The 16,432-nt window shown below is 71.9% G+C and carries 18 protein-coding genes; 8 read left to right on the top strand and 10 right to left on the bottom strand.

Annotation, left to right across the window (positions count from 1 at the left end; genetic code table 11):
- Positions 1 to 78 precede the first annotated feature (78 nt).
- On the top strand, positions 79 to 441 hold the full coding sequence (locus LWJ43_RS11850; RefSeq protein ID WP_277332248.1) for a helix-turn-helix domain-containing protein: 363 nt from the start codon (positions 79 to 81) through the stop codon (positions 439 to 441).
- 125 nt (positions 442 to 566) lie between these two features.
- Complete coding sequence (locus LWJ43_RS11845; protein WP_277332247.1) at positions 567 to 1,313, top strand: esterase/lipase family protein; 747 nt, start codon at positions 567 to 569, stop codon at positions 1,311 to 1,313.
- Positions 1,314 to 1,391: 78 nt separating this feature from the next.
- On the opposite strand, the gene msrA is transcribed toward LWJ43_RS11845, so the two are convergent.
- From msrA to LWJ43_RS11830, 3 genes are all read right to left on the bottom strand, one after another.
- Complete coding sequence (gene msrA, locus LWJ43_RS11840; RefSeq protein ID WP_277332246.1) at positions 1,392 to 2,096, bottom strand: peptide-methionine (S)-S-oxide reductase MsrA; 705 nt, start codon at positions 2,094 to 2,096, stop codon at positions 1,392 to 1,394.
- A gap of 68 nt (positions 2,097 to 2,164) precedes the next feature.
- Positions 2,165 to 2,323, bottom strand: a complete 159-nt coding sequence (locus LWJ43_RS11835; protein WP_187282133.1) for a hypothetical protein — start codon at positions 2,321 to 2,323, stop codon at positions 2,165 to 2,167.
- A 35-nt stretch (positions 2,324 to 2,358) separates the two neighbouring features.
- On the bottom strand, positions 2,359 to 3,462 hold the full coding sequence (locus LWJ43_RS11830) for a hypothetical protein (RefSeq protein WP_277332245.1): 1,104 nt from the start codon (positions 3,460 to 3,462) through the stop codon (positions 2,359 to 2,361).
- A 79-nt stretch (positions 3,463 to 3,541) separates the two neighbouring features.
- Between LWJ43_RS11830 and LWJ43_RS11825 the strand changes: the two genes are divergently transcribed.
- A complete protein-coding gene (locus LWJ43_RS11825; protein WP_277332244.1) occupies positions 3,542 to 4,687 on the top strand; it encodes a cystathionine gamma-synthase in 1,146 nt (381 codons plus the stop codon).
- Positions 4,688 to 4,735: 48 nt separating this feature from the next.
- Here the strand turns inward: LWJ43_RS11825 and LWJ43_RS11820 are convergent, their stop codons facing one another.
- The 3 genes from LWJ43_RS11820 to LWJ43_RS11810 form a co-directional block, all read right to left on the bottom strand.
- Complete coding sequence (locus tag LWJ43_RS11820; RefSeq protein ID WP_462100945.1) at positions 4,736 to 5,155, bottom strand: triphosphoribosyl-dephospho-CoA synthase; 420 nt, start codon at positions 5,153 to 5,155, stop codon at positions 4,736 to 4,738.
- Complete coding sequence (locus tag LWJ43_RS11815) at positions 5,152 to 5,343, bottom strand: DUF1059 domain-containing protein (RefSeq protein WP_014154395.1); 192 nt, start codon at positions 5,341 to 5,343, stop codon at positions 5,152 to 5,154. The genes LWJ43_RS11820 and LWJ43_RS11815 overlap by 4 nt, the downstream gene beginning before the upstream one ends.
- Positions 5,344 to 5,440: 97 nt before the next feature.
- Complete coding sequence (locus LWJ43_RS11810; RefSeq protein WP_277332243.1) at positions 5,441 to 5,971, bottom strand: MarR family winged helix-turn-helix transcriptional regulator; 531 nt, start codon at positions 5,969 to 5,971, stop codon at positions 5,441 to 5,443.
- Positions 5,972 to 6,128: 157 nt separating this feature from the next.
- On the opposite strand from LWJ43_RS11810, the gene ilvA reads away from it, so the two are divergent.
- The 3 genes from ilvA to LWJ43_RS11795 all read left to right on the top strand — a co-directional run bounded on the left by ilvA (position 6,129) and on the right by LWJ43_RS11795 (position 9,365).
- On the top strand, positions 6,129 to 7,358 hold the full coding sequence (gene ilvA / locus LWJ43_RS11805; protein WP_277332242.1) for a threonine ammonia-lyase: 1,230 nt from the start codon (positions 6,129 to 6,131) through the stop codon (positions 7,356 to 7,358).
- Between the two features lie 148 nt (positions 7,359 to 7,506).
- On the top strand, positions 7,507 to 8,511 hold the full coding sequence (locus LWJ43_RS11800; RefSeq protein ID WP_277332241.1) for an ATP-binding cassette domain-containing protein: 1,005 nt from the start codon (positions 7,507 to 7,509) through the stop codon (positions 8,509 to 8,511).
- Between the two features lie 5 nt (positions 8,512 to 8,516).
- Positions 8,517 to 9,365, top strand: a complete 849-nt coding sequence (locus LWJ43_RS11795) for an ABC transporter permease (RefSeq protein ID WP_385457212.1) — start codon at positions 8,517 to 8,519, stop codon at positions 9,363 to 9,365.
- 60 nt (positions 9,366 to 9,425) lie between these two features.
- On the opposite strand, the gene greA is transcribed toward LWJ43_RS11795, so the two are convergent.
- A complete protein-coding gene (greA, locus tag LWJ43_RS11790) occupies positions 9,426 to 9,923 on the bottom strand; it encodes a transcription elongation factor GreA (RefSeq protein WP_277332239.1) in 498 nt (165 codons plus the stop codon).
- Positions 9,924 to 10,114: 191 nt separating this feature from the next.
- Positions 10,115 to 10,519 carry a DUF4307 domain-containing protein gene (locus LWJ43_RS11785; RefSeq protein WP_277332238.1) on the bottom strand — a complete coding sequence of 135 codons (405 nt, stop codon included), beginning with the start codon at positions 10,517 to 10,519 and terminating at the stop codon, positions 10,115 to 10,117.
- 97 nt (positions 10,520 to 10,616) lie between these two features.
- On the opposite strand from LWJ43_RS11785, the gene mca reads away from it, so the two are divergent.
- Both mca and LWJ43_RS11775 read left to right on the top strand, forming a co-directional pair.
- Positions 10,617 to 11,498, top strand: coding sequence for a mycothiol conjugate amidase Mca (gene mca / locus LWJ43_RS11780; RefSeq protein ID WP_277332237.1), 882 nt, complete (start codon positions 10,617 to 10,619; stop codon positions 11,496 to 11,498).
- A gap of 1 nt (position 11,499) precedes the next feature.
- A complete protein-coding gene (locus LWJ43_RS11775) occupies positions 11,500 to 11,742 on the top strand; it encodes a hypothetical protein (protein WP_277332236.1) in 243 nt (80 codons plus the stop codon).
- Positions 11,743 to 11,784: 42 nt separating this feature from the next.
- On the opposite strand, the gene LWJ43_RS11770 is transcribed toward LWJ43_RS11775, so the two are convergent.
- Positions 11,785 to 15,003, bottom strand: coding sequence for a tetratricopeptide repeat protein (locus LWJ43_RS11770; protein WP_277332235.1), 3,219 nt, complete (start codon positions 15,001 to 15,003; stop codon positions 11,785 to 11,787).
- Positions 15,004 to 15,124: 121 nt separating this feature from the next.
- Positions 15,125 to 16,303 (bottom strand): winged helix-turn-helix domain-containing protein, encoded by a 1,179-nt coding sequence (locus LWJ43_RS11765; RefSeq protein WP_277332234.1) that lies wholly within the window; start codon positions 16,301 to 16,303, stop codon positions 15,125 to 15,127.
- Positions 16,304 to 16,432: the final 129 nt, after the last annotated feature.

The following is a 16,432-nucleotide window of genomic DNA, read 5'->3' as shown; positions in this document are numbered from 1 at the left end:
GTTCTGCCGACGGCAGATACGCCCGGCGCGGAGGGCGAACCTCTCCCGCGCCGGGCGCACCGCTCCTAGGCTCGGACGATGAGCAGCCACACACCGGGCCGTGCCCGCGTGATCCCCCTGCGCCCCGTCCCCGCGGCGCCGGACAGGGAGCCCCTCTGGCGGGACGTCGTGGGTGGCGTCCTGCGCCGCGAACGCACCGGTCAGCAGCGGACGCTGAAGGACGTGGCGGAGGCCGCGCGGATCTCCGTCCCGTATCTCTCCGAGATCGAACGCGGGCGCAAGGAGGCGTCGTCCGAGGTGCTGGCGGCGGCGGCCCGTTCACTCGGGCTGGGACTGACCGACGTGCTCTCCCTCGCGCAGGACGAACTCACCCGCCGGAGCACGGCCTCCCGTGCGTCCACGATCCGGATGCCGAGGGGAGCGGTCCGGCTGGCCGCCTGACCCCACGTCCGGGTGACGTACGCGCAGGACTCGCGGACGCCGGTGAATTCGCCGATGGCATCCGGGGCCCGGGGCCCGAACCTTGTCGGACCAGGCACCCCCCCGATCCCCGCCAGGAGCGTTCCATGCGTCGTCGTTCACCCCGCCGGCTTCTCGGCGTCCTCGCGGCCGTCACCGTCGCGTTCTCCCTGTTCTCCTCGGCGTCGACGGCGGGCGCGGCCCCGGCCGCGAGGACCACCGCCACGTCGACGGCACAGGCCGGCGCCGCCGCCCAGCCGCTGTCGACGAGCACACCGGTCGTCTTCGTCCACGGCTACACCGGCAGCGCCTCGAACTGGGTCACCGCCATGAGCGTCTTCCAGCTCAACGGCTGGTCCAGCTCCAAGCTCTTCGCGTACGAGTACAACTCCTACGGCAACAACATCACCAACGCCCAGGGCCTGGCGTCCTTCGTCAACAACGTGAAGTCCCGGACCGGAGCGAGCAAGGTCGCGATCGTCAACCACTCGATGGGAGGCCTCGTCAGCCAGTACTACCTGAAGGTGCTGGGCGGGAACACCAGCGTCAGCCACCTCGCCTCGATCGCGGGCGCGAACCACGGGACCACGTTCGCCTCCGCCTGCCTGATCTACACGACCTGCCAGCAGATGTACCCGGGCTCCTCGTTCATCTCGCAGATCACCTCGGGCGACGAGACCCCCGGTGACACGAGGTACGCCACCTGGTACTCCGCGTGCGACGGCGTCATCCTGCCGTACACCAGCACCAGGCTGAGCGGCGCGACGAACAACCTCGTGGCATGCCAGACCCACATCGGGTTCCTGGCGGACACCATCGTGCTGGGCCAGATCGCGCGCTTCGTCGCCTCCTGACCCGGACGCGCCCCGTCCCCGGCACCCCGTGACGGGTGCCGGGGACGGGGCGCGTCGTGCGTCCGGGTCCGGGAAGCCTCAGGCCCCCGGTGCCGGGGCGATGCCCGTCGGGCAGGCGCGGCCCCAGTTGGTCTCGGAGGGGGACTCCAGAGTGGCGCCCGTGCCGCCGATGCCGCAGTAGCCGTCGGGGTTCTTGTCCAGGTACTGCTGGTGGTAGGCCTCGGCCGGCCAGAAGGTCCGGCCCTCCGCCGGCAGGATCTCCGTGGTGATCTCCTTGAAGCCCGCGCCCGTCAGCACCTGCTGGTACGCCTCACGGGACGCCTGGGCCGCCTCCGCCTGCTCGGGGGAGTGGGTGTAGAGCGCCGAGCGGTACTGCGTACCGACGTCGTTGCCCTGGCGGAAGCCCTGGGTCGGGTTGTGGGACTCCCAGAAGAGCTTCAGGAGCTCGGCGTAGCTCACGACCTTCGGGTCGAAGACGACCCGGACCGCCTCCGTGTGACCGGTGAGGCCGGAGCAGGTCTCCTCGTACGACGGGTTCTCGGTGTAACCGCCCTGGTAGCCGACGAGCGTCGTCCAGACGCCCTCCGTCTGCCAGAACTTGCGCTCGGCGCCCCAGAAACAGCCCAGCGCGAAGTCGGCGACCTCCAGGCCCTGCGGGTACGGGCCCGTCAGCGGGTTGCCGAGGACCGTGTGGCGGGAGGGCACCGTGAATTCGGGGGTGGGGCGGCCGCGCAGCGCCTCCTCCGGGGTGGGGAGCTGCGGGGTGCGGTGGGTCAGGAACATGCGGGGGCTCCTCCGGGGTCGGGGTTCGCTGGGTACAACGCCGCGGGGGCGCCGCGGATTCCGGGGCCTCAGGCCGCGGGGGCCGGAGGATCGCGACGTTCGTCACCTTCGCGGTTCGCACCGGCCGGGTACTCGTAGGAGGCCATGTACGCGGCCGTCTTCCTGCGTGCGCGCAGCCAGAAGAAGACGGCGAGGCCTATCAGGATCAGCGGGATCAGTCGTGCCATGGGTGCCGGTCCAATACTTCAGGGGGCGTGCCGGGTCAGTGGAGCAGGGTCGCGGGGCTGCCGCCGTTCGCCTCGTACCCGGCGACGGCCAGGGCGCGGTACACCGTGTACTCGGCGGCCGGGTCGGGGTTCTGGGTCCAGGGCAGGGCGCCGACGTGGCCGTCGACGTGGACGAACTGCTGCATCGCCTCCGACCAGCGTTCCATGCGGACCAGGAAGAGGAGCAGCAGGTGCCGCACGTGCGCGAGCATCGGGTCGTCGGCGCGGGCCGCGTGCACGGCGAACATCGCGCCCTCCACCGCCTTCGTCACGACGACACCGCGGTAGAAGCCCTGCACCAGATTGACCTCGGGCAGGTGCTCGTACACCGCGAACAGCGGCAGCGCGGCGAGCAGCGAGCCCTGCGGGGCGCGGGCGGCGGCCGTCGTCGCGAAGCGCTCGGCCTCCTCGCGGGAGCCGTGCCACTTCTCGCACCAGAAGTGCAGGGCCGCGATGTGTGCGCCCATGTGCGCGGGAGCACGGTCGATGATCTTCGCCCAGACCTGGTCGAACTGCTCGTGGGAGTACCCCAGACCCCGGGCGACGGCCAGCTCCACGATGTACGGGACGGGGTCGCCGGGGGCCAGCAGGGCGGCCTCGCCGCACACGGTGCGGGCCTCCTCCAGGATGATCCGGAAGTCGTCGGTGCCCACCGTGCCGGTGCGCCAGGCCTGCTGCACCAGGAACTCCGCGTGCACCGCCGCGGCGCCCGCGTCCTTCGGGGCCTCGGCCCGCCACGCCCGCAGCCACGAGCCTCCGGCCCCGGGCCGCTGCGCCAGCTCCAGGGAGGCGGCACCGGCGAACGCCTGCACCCGCTGCCAGCGGATCTCGCTCTCCTTGGGCGTACCCGCGAGCAACTGGGAGGCGGCCTTCCAGCTCTGGGTGCTCTGGACGACATCGAGGACGTCGAGCAGGTCCTGGTCGGGACCCGGCATCCGGACGTCGAGCTCCTCCTGACGTGCGAAGCCGTAGGTGTCCGGGTCGGCGGCGTCGGGCGAACCGGGCGCGACCTGGCGGATACCGCCACGGCGCCGCAGCATGATCGGGCCGACGACGGCGACGAGCATGCACAGGGCGAGCAGGAACCACAGAATCTCCATGCGGCCCATTGTCCCCGGACGGGCATCCGGGCGGCGAGTGGCCTGTAACTCCCCTCCCGACGAACTACGCTCGGGCCCCATGAGCGACCAGCACAGCTTCGAGACCCTTGCGATCCACGCCGGCAACACGGCTGATCCCCTCACCGGCGCGGTGGTCCCGCCGATCTACCAGGTGTCCACGTACAAGCAGGACGGCGTCGGCGGACTGCGCGGCGGCTACGAGTACAGCCGCAGCGCCAACCCCACCCGCACGGCGCTCGAGGAGAACCTCGCCGCGCTGGAGGGCGGCCGTCGCGGGCTCGCGTTCGCGTCGGGCCTCGCCGCGGAGGACTGCCTCCTGCGCACCCTGCTGACACCCGGCGACCACGTGGTCATCCCGAACGACGCCTACGGCGGCACCTTCCGGCTGTTCGCGAAGGTCGCCTCGCGCTGGGGCGTGGAGTTCTCGGTCGCCGACACCTCCGACATCAGCGCGGTCCGGGCCGCCCTCACCCCGCGCACCAAGGCGATCTGGGTGGAGACGCCGTCGAACCCGCTGCTCGGTATCACCGACATCGCGGCCGTCGCGGGAGTGGCCCGGCAGGCGGGCGCGCGGCTGGTGGTCGACAACACCTTCGCCAGCCCCTACCTCCAGCAGCCGCTCTCGCTCGGCGCCGACGTGGTGGTGCACTCCACCACGAAGTACATGGGAGGGCACTCGGACGTCGTCGGCGGGGCACTCGTCGTCAGCGACCCGGCGCTGGCCGAGGAACTGGCGTACCACCAGAACGCCATGGGCGCCGTGGCGGGGCCCTTCGACGCGTGGCTGGTGCTGCGCGGCATCAAGACCCTCGCGGTCCGCATGGACCGCCACGACGAGAACGCGACCAAGGTCGCCGACCTGCTGACCCGTCACCCCAAGGTCACCCAGGTCCTCTACCCGGGACTGCCGGAGCACCCGGGCCACGAGATCGCCGCCAAGCAGATGAAGGCGTTCGGCGGGATGGTGTCGTTCCGGGTCTCGGGCGGCGAGGAAGCGGCCGTCGAGGTCTGCAACCGCGCGAAGCTCTTCACGCTCGGGGAGTCGCTCGGTGGCGTCGAGTCGCTCCTGGAGCACCCGGGCCGCATGACGCACGCCTCCGCGGCGGGTTCTCCGCTGGAGGTGCCGGCCGACCTGGTCCGGCTGTCCGTCGGCATCGAGAACGCCGACGACCTGCTGGCCGACCTGACGCAGGCGCTCGGCTGACGAGCTGCTGGAAGGGGCGCGTGCCGTCAGAGCCGCGCCCCGCGTCCCTCAGCAGACCAGGTCGAGGAACAGGGCGGCGGCGAGCAGAGGTTCGCTGCCGCCGGCCCCCAGCTCGCGGGCGCGGAGCTTCTCGTCCAGGGTCCCGAGGGCTTCCCTGCCCCCGGCCGTCCCCACGCCTCCGGCCTCCAGGACCGCGCGCGCCCCGCCCTGCACCGGGCGGAGACCGTGCGGGCCCGCCACGTGCGGGAGCCCGGTGTCCTGGAGGGTGCTCATGACGCCCAGCAGGGCGTTCAGCCGGGCACCCTCCTCCTTGATCCCCTGCCCACGCGCGCCCCGGTAACGGGGTCCCTGGGGAACGTCCGTGCCCCGGCTGTGACGCGGCTGTGCGTGCGGCCACCGGGTGAACGGCCGACGTCCGGCGGCCGGGACGGTTCGGTCCCGGCGCCGGACGGCGCGTGACGAGGTCAGACTGCGACCCTCTCGTCCTCCAGCGAGCCCCGGATCTGCTCACGCAGTTCCGGGCTGTCGGTGTGCTCGTGGACCGAGACCGCGTGTTCGGCGGCGGCCCGGACGACTTCGTCCTCCTCACCGGAAATGGTGAGCGTGCAGTTCGAGACGCTCGGATACTTGCGGCAGTCCGCGATCTTCCGTGTCATGGCGGCCTCCTCGACTCGCGAGTGCGCACTTCCAGGGTAGATCCGCCGGGCCCGGCGGACAGCCGGGCGCACCGCGCGGGACCGCGGGTGCGGAGGGTCAGCCCTCCTGAGCCGGCTGGTTCGCCGCCTGCCGGGCCGCCAGGGAGGAGTTGAACCGGGTCAGCAGGGCGCAGAAGGTGTCACGCTCCTCCTCGGTCCACTCGCCCGTCACCTGCGACATCAGCTCACGCCGCGAGGCGCGGACCTCCTCGAGGCGGGACTGGCCGCGAGGTGACAGCTGCAGCACGACCGCGCGCCCGTCCTCCGGATGCGAGGTGCGCTTGACCAGGCCGGTGTCGACCAGCGGCGCGACCTGTCGCGTCACGGTCGAGGAGTCGATCCCCATGCCCGCGGCCAGCGCCTTGACGCCCATGGGCCCTTCCGCGTCGAGCCGGTTCAGCAGCAGATAGGCAGCCCGGTCCATCGAGTTGCGGACCTGGCCGACACCGCCGAGGCGGGTCTGCTCGGCACGGCGGGCGAAGACGGCCACCTGGTGCTGGAGTGCGTCGAGCAGGCGGTCCGTTCCCGGATGTCCGGGGGCGGCGCCCCCGGAAGGAGACGCAGCAGTCGTCATGTCCTGAGGGGGCATGGCCGGGGGCTCTCTTCGTGCGGTGTCGGATGGGTGGGGGACAGAGTACGCGGCCACGGGGCAACGTGTACCAGCGCTGCACAAACCTGTGGACACCACCGCAGGCCGCCATGAGATGCGACGGCTCCCAGGGCTCCGAGCTGCAAGACTTGCTGTCATGACCTTCCGTACGACAGGGCCCTTTCCTCCGCTGATCCTCGACGACGTCCGAGGGGCGCAGAAGATGCTGTCCGGGGTGGCCAGAACGACCGCGATGGAAGGCAGCCGTCATCTCAGTTCCCTCGTCGGCGCGCCGGTCCACCTCAAGTGCGAGAACCTCCAGCGCACCGGCTCGTTCAAAATCAGGGGCGCGTACGTGCGGATCGCCGGACTCGGCCCCGCCGAACGGGCGGCCGGGGTGGTGGCCGCGAGTGCCGGAAACCATGCGCAGGGTGTCGCACTCGCGTCTTCGTTGCTCGGCGTACGCTCCACGGTCTTCATGCCGGTCGGGGCACCCCTGCCGAAGGTGGCGGCGACCCGGGACTACGGCGCGGAGGTCAGGCTCCACGGCCACGTCGTCGACGAGACGCTGGCCGCCGCGCAGGAGTACGCCGAGGAGACCGGGGCGGTCTTCATCCACCCCTTCGACCACCCGGACATCATCGCGGGACAGGGCACCGTCGGCCTGGAGATCCTCGAGCAGTGCCCGGAGGTCCGGTCCGTCGTCGTCGGTATCGGCGGGGGCGGTCTCGCCGCGGGGATCGCGGTCGCGGTGAAGGCGCTGCGCCCCGACGTCAGGATCGTCGGTGTCCAGGCCGAGGGCGCGGCGGCCTTCCCGCCCTCGCTGTCCGCCGGGTATCCCGTGGCGCTCGACGCGGTCCAGACCATGGCCGACGGCATCAAGGTGGGACGGCCCGGCGACCTCACGTTCCCGCTGGTCCAGGAGCTGGTGGACGAGGTCCGAACGGTCACCGAGGACGAGCTGTCCAGCGCGCTGCTGCTGTGCCTGGAGCGGGCGAAGCTGGTCGTCGAGCCCGCGGGGGCGATCCCGGTCGCGGCGCTGCTGAGCGATCCGGAGTCGTTTCGCGGACCCGTGGTCGCCGTGCTGTCGGGCGGCAACGTGGACCCCCTGCTGATACAGCGCATCCTGACGCACGGCATGGTCGCGGCGGGCCGCTACCTGAGCCTGCGGCTCCGGCTCACCGACCGGCCCGGGGCGCTGGCCGCGATGCTCGCGACCCTGTCCGTCGCCGACGCCAACGTGCTCGACATCCAGCACGTACGGACCGACCCGCGGCTCGGGCTCACCGAGGCGGAGGTGGAACTCCACCTGGAGACGAAGGGGCCGGAGCACTGCGAGGAGGTCGCCGCCGCGCTGCGCGCCGCCGGCTACCTGGTGCGCTCCTGAAGGACCGGTTCCCTCGTGGAAAACCTGTTGTGTGTCGCGATGTATCGCGTTACGGTGCATCGCCGAACACTCGGTGTTCCCCGCCTGCGAAGGCCGGGAACTCTACGATCCGCTCAGGAATTCACGCGAAGCAACTGGGGGAGCACGTATGCCAGGCGCCATCTACGCCGAAGGCCTGGTGAAGACCTTCGGCGATGTACGAGCACTGGGCGGCGTCGATCTCGACGTGCCCGAAGGCACCGTCCTGGGCCTGCTGGGGCCCAACGGCGCCGGCAAGACGACTGCCGTCCGTGTCCTGACCACCCTGCTCCGGCCGGACAGCGGCCGGGCCGTCGTGGCGGGCATCGACGTCCTGAAGAGCCCTGACGAGGTGCGGCGCTCGATCGGCCTGTCCGGCCAGTTCGCGGCCGTCGACGAGTACCTCACGGGCCGCGAGAACCTCCAGATGGTCGGCCAGCTCTACCAGATGAGCTCGCGCGCCGCGAAGAAGCGGGCCGGGGAGCTCCTGGAGAAGTTCAACCTCGCCGACGCGGCCGACCGCACCGCCAAGACGTACTCCGGAGGCATGCGCCGCCGCCTCGACCTGGCGGCGGCGCTCGTCGTGTCCCCGCCGGTGATGTTCATGGACGAGCCCACCACCGGGCTCGACCCCCGCAACCGGCAGCAGCTGTGGGAGGTCATCGAGGAGCTCGTCGCGGGCGGTACGACGCTGCTGCTGACCACCCAGTACCTGGAGGAGGCCGACCGCCTCGCCCACGACATCTGCGTCATCGACCACGGCAAGGTCATCGCCCGCGGTACGTCCGACCAGCTCAAGGCCCGCACCGGCGGCGAGCGCGTCGAGGTCGTGGTGCACCGGCCGGACCAGATCGAGCCGGCCCGCTCGGTGCTCGCCGCGTACGGCAAGGGGGAGATCTCCGTCGCCGCGCACACCCGCAAGCTGACCGTCCCGGTCATCGGCGGGGCCAAGCTGCTGGCCGAGGTCATCCGCGACCTCGACACCCGGGGCGTGGAGATCGACGACATCGGCCTGCGCCGCCCCACCCTCGACGACGTCTTCATCTCGCTCACCGGCCACGCGGCCGAGCGGGAGAAGAACTCCGGCAACGAATCGAACGAGGCCGCACAGGGCCGGAAGGAGGGCGTGCGGTGAGCGCAGTGACGGACGCACGGGAACCAGCAGTGCTCAAGTCCCGTGGGGCGGTCAGCAGGTCGGTGGCCGACTCCCTGGTCGTGGCGCGGCGCAACCTGATCCGCATGGCCAGGATCCCCGAGATGGTCATCTTCGGCCTGGTCCAGCCCATCATGTTCGTGGTGCTGTTCACCTACGTGTTCGGCGGCTCCATCAAGGTGGGAAGCTCCCTCTCGCCCACGGCCTACAAGGAATTCCTGATGGCCGGGATCTTCGCCCAGACCGTCACCTTCGCCACCGCCGGCGCGGGCGCGGGTATCGCGGACGACATGCACAAGGGGCTGATCGACCGCTTCAGGTCACTGCCGATGGCCCGCGGCGCCGTCCTCACCGGACGTACCCTCGCCGACCTCGTGCAGACCGCGCTCACCCTCGTCGTCCTCGCCGGTGTCGCGCTGATCATCGGATGGCGGACCCACGAGAACCTCGGCAAGGTGCTGCTCGGCTTCCTGCTGCTGCTCCTGCTCGGGTACGCGTTCTCCTGGATCGGCGCGCTGATCGGTCTGGTCGTGCGCACCCCGGAGGCGGCCACATCCGGCGGACTGATCTGGCTCTTCCCGCTGACGTTCATCTCGAACGCCTTCGTGGACGCCAACCAGATGCCGACCGTCCTCCGCCACATCGCGGAATGGAACCCCTTCAGTGCCACCGTGGCGGCCTGCCGCGAACTGTTCGGCAACGTTCCGCCGGGCTTCGTCACCTCGGACGCCTGGCCGATGCAGCACCCGATCCTGGCCTCGGTGATCTGGTCGGTCCTGATCATCGTGGTCTTCCGGACGCTTGCGGTCCGCAAGTACCGCTCGGCGACCGCCTGACCCCGCCCACCACGGAGCCCCGGCCGCGCCTGCGGCCGGGGCTCCGTGGTGCTCCGGGGGTCAGCCCTGGTACGGCTTCGCCGAGACGATCTTCACCGAGGCCTTCTTGCCGTTCGGCAGCTCGTACTCCGCGTCGTCGCCCACCCGCTTGCCGTTCACGCCGGTGCCGAGCGGGGACTGGGGGGAGTAGGTCTCGATGTCCGTGCTCGCGTATTCGCGGGAGGCGAGCAGGAACGTGACCGTGTCGTCCGGGTCGCCGTCGAAGGCGATGGTCACGACCATGCCGGGCTCGACCACGCCGTCGTCGGCAGGGGCCTCGCCGACCTTCGCGTGCTCCAGGAGCTGGGTCAGCTGACGGACCCGGAGCTCCATCTTGCCCTGCTCCTCCTTGGCCGCGTGGTACCCGCCGTTCTCGCGGAGGTCACCCTCCTCGCGGGCCGCCGCGATCTTGACGGAGATCTCCGTGCGCGCGGGACCAGACAGGTACTCCAGCTCCGCCTTCAGCTGGTTGTACGCCTCCGGCGTGAGCCAGGTGACGTTATCGCTGGTCTGGGTCACAGGGTGCTCCTCGTCGGTGCTGGGAATACAAAGCAACGCCCTACCCCAAGCATGCGCTGCCACGGGTGGGCGAAACCACGAGCCTAACAATTCCGTGCGAAAAGGGGGAGAAGGTAAATCGTCACACGCGCGTCCGCGCAGGTCGGCGCGGGAGTGCGGGCATCCGGGGCGGCGCGCGCCCCCGGGCGCGGTCAGCCGCCGGCGGTACAGCCCTTCAGCTCCACCGCGGTCGCCCTGGAGGTGGTGCGCAGCGAGACGATCTCGTCGATCCGCCCGGAGCGCTCGTCGAACCGGAAGTCCGCCCGCCCGACCTCCGCGCCGTCCTCGCTCAGGGCGCGGAGCGTGCACTGCCCCTCGGCGTCCCGCTCCTTGCGGACCTCGAGGTGCGCCTCGGCGCGGCCGTCCGAGACGATCCTCGACTTGATGAGCTCGGCGCTGACGTCCTGACCGGCCACGTAGTCGTAACCGAACCAGCCGATCATGGCGAGGAACGCCACACCCAGCACGGAGCCGGTGATCTTCAGCTTGCGGTCCGCGCGTTCGTCCTGCGACCGGCCGTAGCGCCCCTCGGGCAAGGCCTCGCGTACCGCTGCCATGATCGTTCCTCCCGTACCGGGGATCGAGGAATTTTCCACCCCCCGGTTCAGTCACTATAGAAGCCGACCACCGCGACGAATCACTGAGGACCGAGACTTGACCGAGCAGCTGAGACTGATGGCCGTCCACGCCCACCCCGACGACGAGTCGAGCAAGGGCGCGGCCACCATGGCCAAGTACGTGTCCGAGGGGGTGGACGTCCTGGTCGTCACCTGCACAGGTGGTGAGCGGGGCTCCATCCTCAACCCGAAGCTCCAGGGTGACGCGTACATCGAGGCGAACATCCACGAGGTGCGCAAGAAGGAGATGGACGAGGCCCGGGAGATCCTGGGCGTCGGCCAGGAGTGGCTCGGCTTCGTCGACTCGGGCCTCCCCGAGGGCGACCCCCTGCCCCCGCTTCCCGAGGGCTGCTTCGCCCTGGAGGACGACGAGACGGCGGCGGGGCGTCTCGTCGCGAAGATCCGCTCGTTCCGGCCGCAGGTGATCACCACCTACGACGAGAACGGCGGGTACCCGCACCCCGACCACATCAAGACCCACACGATCTCGATGATCGCGTTCGAGGGCGCCGCGGACACCGAGAGGTTCCCCGAGGCGGAGTTCGGCCCGGCCTTCCAGCCGCAGAAGCTCTACTACAACCAGGGCTTCAACAAGCCGCGCACGGTCGCCCTGCACGAGGCGCTGCTCGCCCGGGGACTGGAGTCCCCGTACGGCGACTGGCTGGAGCGCTGGAAGGAGTTCGAGCGCGCCGAACGCACGCTGACCACGCACATCCCGTGCGACGACTTCTTCGAGATCCGCGACAAGGCGCTGATCGCGCACGCGACGCAGATCGATCCGGACGGCGGCTGGTTCCGGGTGCCGATGGACGTCCAGCGGGAGGTCTGGCCGACCGAGGAGTACGAGCTCGCCAAGTCCCTGGTCGATACATCCCTCCCCGAGAGCGACCTCTTCGCGGGCATCCGCGACAATGCCTGATATGTACGCGACCCAGGCACTGACGCAGCTCGTTCCGCTCGCCGCCGACGAGCTCGACAAGAACAAGGTGACTCCCGGCGTCCTCGGCTTCCTCGTCTTCGCGGCGCTCGCCGTGGGGGTGTGGTTCCTGATGAAGTCGATGAACCGCCACATGGGCAAGGTCGACTTCGAGGAGGCCCCCGACCCGGCGGCCGAGCCGGAGGCCGCCGACGGGAAGAAGCAGAGCGCGGCGGCCTCGGGCTGACGGGCGGGGCGCCGACGCCCCGCCCGCCCGCACGACGACGGCTCAGGGCCGCACGCCCACCGGCACCCCCATGACCTCGCGGGCGTGCCGGGACGGTGTCAGGCCGAGGCGCCAGGCCTGCCAGCCGTCGTCCAGGTCCACACCGCGGTTCAGGACCACCCGGAAGGCCTCCGCGCAGTCCTCCAGCTTGGCGTCCCGCAGCGGGTGGGCGGCCTCCAGCAGGTCGGCCAGCTCCTGCTGCGCCACGGCCGTGCCCACCTCGCTGCCGCCCGGTGAGGCGTACGGCAGCAGCGTGCACCGCAGGAACGCCGCCCAGTCGCCTCCCCGGACGTCGCCGTACGAGGCGAACAGGGCGACCGCCTCGCCGCAGAGCTCCAGCGCCTGCGCCGCGCGGTTGTTGCCGCCGTCGATCAGGGCCAGCTCCAGGCAGGTCCAGGCCTCGCCGTGCGCCACCCCGATCCGGCGGAAGTCGGCCCGGGCGTCCGCCAGCAGCTGCCGGGCGAAACCGGAGTTGCGCAGGTTGCCCGTCTGCGCGGCCCGCTGGTCGCGGGTGACGCGCCCCGAGTGGTGGCGGGCGCACGCCAGCCCGTACACGTCCCGCATCCGGGAGAACATCGTGCGGGCCCGCTCCAGCTCCCGTACCGCCTGGACGGTGTCGCCGTCCTCCTCCAGGGCCTGGCCCAGGTAGTAGCGCGTCCACGCCTCGCCCCGCGCGTCCTCGTTGCCCCGGTGCCGGTCGAGGGCCCCGCGCAGTTGCTCCACCGCGGGCGTGGGGTCGCCGTCCAGCAGCCGGGCACGGGCCAGCTGGGTCAGGGCCCACGCCTCGCCGCGCTCGTCCCTGGTACGGCCGTACAGCTCCAGCGCGGTCGACAGCTCCTCCTCCGCGCGGGCGACCTCGCCCATCCGCAGGCAGACCTGGCCGAGCTGGAAGTGCGACCAGGCCTCGCCGTGCAGCGACTCGCCCTCGCGGTGCAGGGCCAGCGCGGTGTCCAGCAGGGTCAGGGCCTCGGCCAGATTGGCCCGGTCGCGTTCCACCGCGGCCAGGGCGTGCAGGGACCAGGCCCGGTCCTCGGCCTGCTCCGGTGACTCCTGCAGCGCGAGTGCCTCCCGCAGCCGCGCCGAGGCCTCCGCCAGGTTCCCCTGGTGGTGCAGCGTGATGCCGAGCGAGCAGAGCGCGAGGGCGGCACCCGCGTCGTTCTGCGCCTCGCGGTACAGGCCGACGACGGAGGACAGGGTGGTGCGGGCCTTGTCGAGCTCTCCGAGCTGCCTGGCCGCGATGCCCGTACGCCACTGGACCGACCGCTCCAGGAGCCCTTGGTCGACGGCGCGCGTCAGCTCGCTGATCTCCCCGAGCCGGTAGAGGTCGCCGCGCAGCAGGCAGTAGTCGCACAGGGCGCCCAGCAGGTGGAGCACCGCTCCCTGGTCGACGCCCTCCGTGTGCCGCAGCGCCGAGGTGATGAAGCTCGACTCGTCGTCCAGCCAGCGCAGGGCGGCGTCCAGCGAGCTGAAGCCGTGCGAGCCGAACTGCCCGGCCCGCGTCGACATCTTGCCGTCGACCATGCGGATCACGGCGTCGGCGAGCTCCGCGTAGTTCTGGATGAGGCGTTCCTGCGCGGCCGTGCGGTCGGCCGCCGCCTCCTCGTCGAGCAGCCGGGCCAGGGCGAAGTCCCGCACGAGGTCGTGCAGCCGGTAGCGCGCGCCCCGCACATGGACCAGGAGTCCGGCCCGGGCCAGGGACTCCAGCAGCCGGCCCGCCTCCTGCTCGTCGGAGGACAGCAGCGACGCGGCGGCCGCGGCCCCGAGACTGGCGCGTCCGGCCAGGGCGAGCCGCCGCAGCAGCCGGCGGGCCGCCTCGGACTGGTCGGTGTAGCGCAGCCACAGGGCACGCTCGGCGGGGGCCACCGGACCGTACGCCCCGAGGGCGGCGGCGAGCTCGGCCCGGGTGCGCGCGCCGAGCGAGGATCCCGCCACCCGCAGGGCCAGCGGCAGCCCGCCGCACAGCTCGACGACCGTCTCGGTCGAGGGGAGGTCGTACGGACCGCCCTCCTCGTCCTGGGCGGACTCGCGCAGCAGCTCCTCGGCGCCCGCGGCCTCCAGACCGCCGACGGGCAGGTGGTACACCCGCGCGGGGATGTCGCCGGGCAGGTCGAGGGGCTCGCGGGCGGTGACGAGGACCAGGCTGTCGGAGCGCTCGGGCACCAGCGTGCGCACCTGGGCGGCGTCGGTGGCGTCATCCAGGACGATCGTGACGGGCGTTCCCGTCAGATGCTGGTGGTAGAGCTCGCTCAGGCGCCGCACCTGCTGCTCGGCGGAGGACCTCTCCCGGAAGAGCAACTGCTCGCGCGGAGCCCCCAGCCGGTTGAGGAGATGCAGCAGCGCGTCCCGGGTCGGCAGCGGGGTCTCGCCGGCCACGTCGCCCCGCAGATCGACCACGCACGCCCCGCGGAACTGGTCCTTGAGCTCGTGCGCCGCCCGCACGGCGAGCGTGGTGCGCCCGGAGCCCGGGGGACCGTGCAGGACGACCACGGTCGGCCGGGTCTCGGTCGCCGCGCGGGCCGCGTGCACCCACTGGGCGATCTGCGCCACTTCACCGCGACGGCCGGCGAACGGGCCGTCGGCGGCGGGCAGATGACCGAAGGACTGTTCGAGGAGTGAGCGGGTCCGTGCGGCTGCGCTGCGGTCACCGCCGCGCAGCTGCGCCACCACGGACGCGCTCGACTTCTTCGGCGGTCGGGTGGACGCGGTCAGCATCCGCTGCTGGTCCAGGAACGGGCGGATGCCTCGTACCTCCAGCGCCGTCAGCCACTCCAGCCGCAGCTGCTCGGGCCCGCCGGGCTGGTTCCGTTCGCCCGCCCTGCGGTGCGCGGCGGGCCAGTGCGAGGCGGTCACCCTGGCCATCGTCGCGGTCGTCCCCGCCACGGCGACGACCGCGCCCGCGCCCAGGGCGAGACCGGTCGCGGTGCCGAGCGCCAGGTCCGCCCCGAACGCCGCGGCGGCCGCAACACCCGTCACCAGCAGTGGTGTTCCCAGCGTCGCCCTGCTGAATCGCGCCGACAGGGGCTGCTGTCCGGCCCCCGCGGCGTCCAGCGCCCGGGTGTAGGCGGCGTACTCGTCGGCCGCGCCCACCGCCATGCTGTCGAGCGCGCCGCGCCCCCGCGACAGCAGCACGCCGGAGTCCGTCCGGCCTCCCGTCCGCCGCGCCTCCTCCTCCACGGCACGTACCAACAGCCGTTCGGCTTCCGCCCGATGGCTGTCCCGCATGCGTCCCCCTAGGTCCCGGTGACTTCGATCCGTCCGGCTGTCACACGTCCCCAGTGTCCTGCGTACGGCGCGTCGGCGCGAGACCCTGCCGGGCCCCGCACGGTTCCTCGGGAGAGGCCGGTCAGTCCGAGGCGAGCGCGGCGGTGAGCGGCGCGGTGAGCTCCTCGGGCAGTACCCTCTCGGCGCGTACGTGTGTGCAACCGACCCACTCGGCCGCCTCCCGCAGCGCCTTCGCCGCAGCCGGTACGTGGGTGGCGCCGGTGAGCGAGACCTGGCGCGCCACCAAGGTCCGTCCCTCGCGCGCCGGATCCACCCGGCCCACCAGGCGCCCACCGGAGAGCAGGGGCATGGCGAAATAGCCGTGGACGCGCTTCCCCTTGGGGACGTACGCCTCCAGGCGGTGGGTGAATCCGAAGACCCTCTCGGTGCGCGCCCGGTCCCACACCAGCGAGTCGAAGGGCGAGAGCAGCGTGGTGCGGTGCCGGCCACGCGGCCGCTCGACCAGGGCGGCGGGGTCCGCCCAGGCGGCAGCCGTACGGCCGTCCTTGCTCCAGCCTGCCACCGCGACCTCGACCAGCCCGCTGCTGGGCAGGGCCGAGAGGACCTGTTTGACCGTCAGCCGCTGGTAGTCCGCGAGGTCCTTCACCGTGGCCACCCCCAGCGCCGCCCCCGCCCGTGCGGTCAGCTCGCGCAGGCAGGCCGCGTCGTCCATGTCCCGCGCCAGCAACTCGGCGGGTACCGCCCGTTCGGCCAGGTCGTACACACGCTTCCAGCCCCGGCGTTCGGTGCAGACGACCACACCGGTGTCCAGCAGCCACTCGATGGCGATCTTCGATTCCGACCAGTCGTACCACGGGCCGTCCTTCTTGGCGCCGCCCAGCTCGGTGGCCGTCATCGGGCCCTCGCCGCGCAGCCGGGCCAGTACCTCCGCGCAGGAGCGTTCCTTGTCCGTCATCTTGTGCCAACGGTGACCGCGCTCGACGAACGCCCGGCGCCGGAAGGCGTACAACGGCCAGGCGTCGATGGGGAGTACACAAGCGGCGTGCGACCAGTACTCGAACGCGCGGGTCTCCTGCCAGTACGCCGCCTCCACCGTGCCGCGGCCGACCGCTCCCAGCCGGGCGTAGGGCACCAGTTCGTGCGAGCGCGCCAGCACCGAGATGGTGTCGAGCTGCACGGCGCCCAGCCGCCGCAGCACGGCCCGGGGACTGCCACGTCTGCCGTACGGGGATCCGAGCAGACCCTGGGCGTGCAGGAAGATCCGGCGCGCCTCGTCGGCGGCGAGGGTCAGTTCTGGCATGAACGCAGCCTAACGATCTCGTACACGGGAACGGACTCCGGCAGCCGCCTCGTCAGCCGCCGGCAACCGGCCCTCACCGGTCGGCTGCGGGGTGTGCTCGGCCCTGGGCGCGGGCGGCGGCCCAGGATG

It is taken from the genome of Streptomyces sp. JH34, from assembly GCF_029428875.1.
GTDB lineage: Bacteria > Actinomycetota > Actinomycetes > Streptomycetales > Streptomycetaceae > Streptomyces.
The sequence above is the reverse complement of the archived record's forward strand: the minus strand, read 5'-3'. Positions and strand labels throughout refer to the sequence as shown.

Coding starts and splice junctions, on each gene's coding strand:
- LWJ43_RS11850 (WP_277332248.1), top strand. CDS start 79: ATGAGCAGCCACACACCGGGCCGTGCCCGCGTGATCCCCCTGCGCCCC.
- LWJ43_RS11845 (WP_277332247.1), top strand. CDS start 567: ATGCGTCGTCGTTCACCCCGCCGGCTTCTCGGCGTCCTCGCGGCCGTC.
- msrA (WP_277332246.1), bottom strand. CDS start 2,096: ATGTTCCTGACCCACCGCACCCCGCAGCTCCCCACCCCGGAGGAGGCG.
- LWJ43_RS11835 (WP_187282133.1), bottom strand. CDS start 2,323: ATGGCACGACTGATCCCGCTGATCCTGATAGGCCTCGCCGTCTTCTTC.
- LWJ43_RS11830 (WP_277332245.1), bottom strand. CDS start 3,462: ATGGAGATTCTGTGGTTCCTGCTCGCCCTGTGCATGCTCGTCGCCGTC.
- LWJ43_RS11825 (WP_277332244.1), top strand. CDS start 3,542: ATGAGCGACCAGCACAGCTTCGAGACCCTTGCGATCCACGCCGGCAAC.
- LWJ43_RS11815 (WP_014154395.1), bottom strand. CDS start 5,343: ATGACACGGAAGATCGCGGACTGCCGCAAGTATCCGAGCGTCTCGAAC.
- LWJ43_RS11810 (WP_277332243.1), bottom strand. CDS start 5,971: ATGCCCCCTCAGGACATGACGACTGCTGCGTCTCCTTCCGGGGGCGCC.
- ilvA (WP_277332242.1), top strand. CDS start 6,129: ATGACCTTCCGTACGACAGGGCCCTTTCCTCCGCTGATCCTCGACGAC.
- LWJ43_RS11800 (WP_277332241.1), top strand. CDS start 7,507: ATGCCAGGCGCCATCTACGCCGAAGGCCTGGTGAAGACCTTCGGCGAT.
- LWJ43_RS11785 (WP_277332238.1), bottom strand. CDS start 10,519: ATGGCAGCGGTACGCGAGGCCTTGCCCGAGGGGCGCTACGGCCGGTCG.
- LWJ43_RS11775 (WP_277332236.1), top strand. CDS start 11,500: ATGTACGCGACCCAGGCACTGACGCAGCTCGTTCCGCTCGCCGCCGAC.
- LWJ43_RS11770 (WP_277332235.1), bottom strand. CDS start 15,003: ATGCGGGACAGCCATCGGGCGGAAGCCGAACGGCTGTTGGTACGTGCC.
- LWJ43_RS11765 (WP_277332234.1), bottom strand. CDS start 16,303: ATGCCAGAACTGACCCTCGCCGCCGACGAGGCGCGCCGGATCTTCCTG.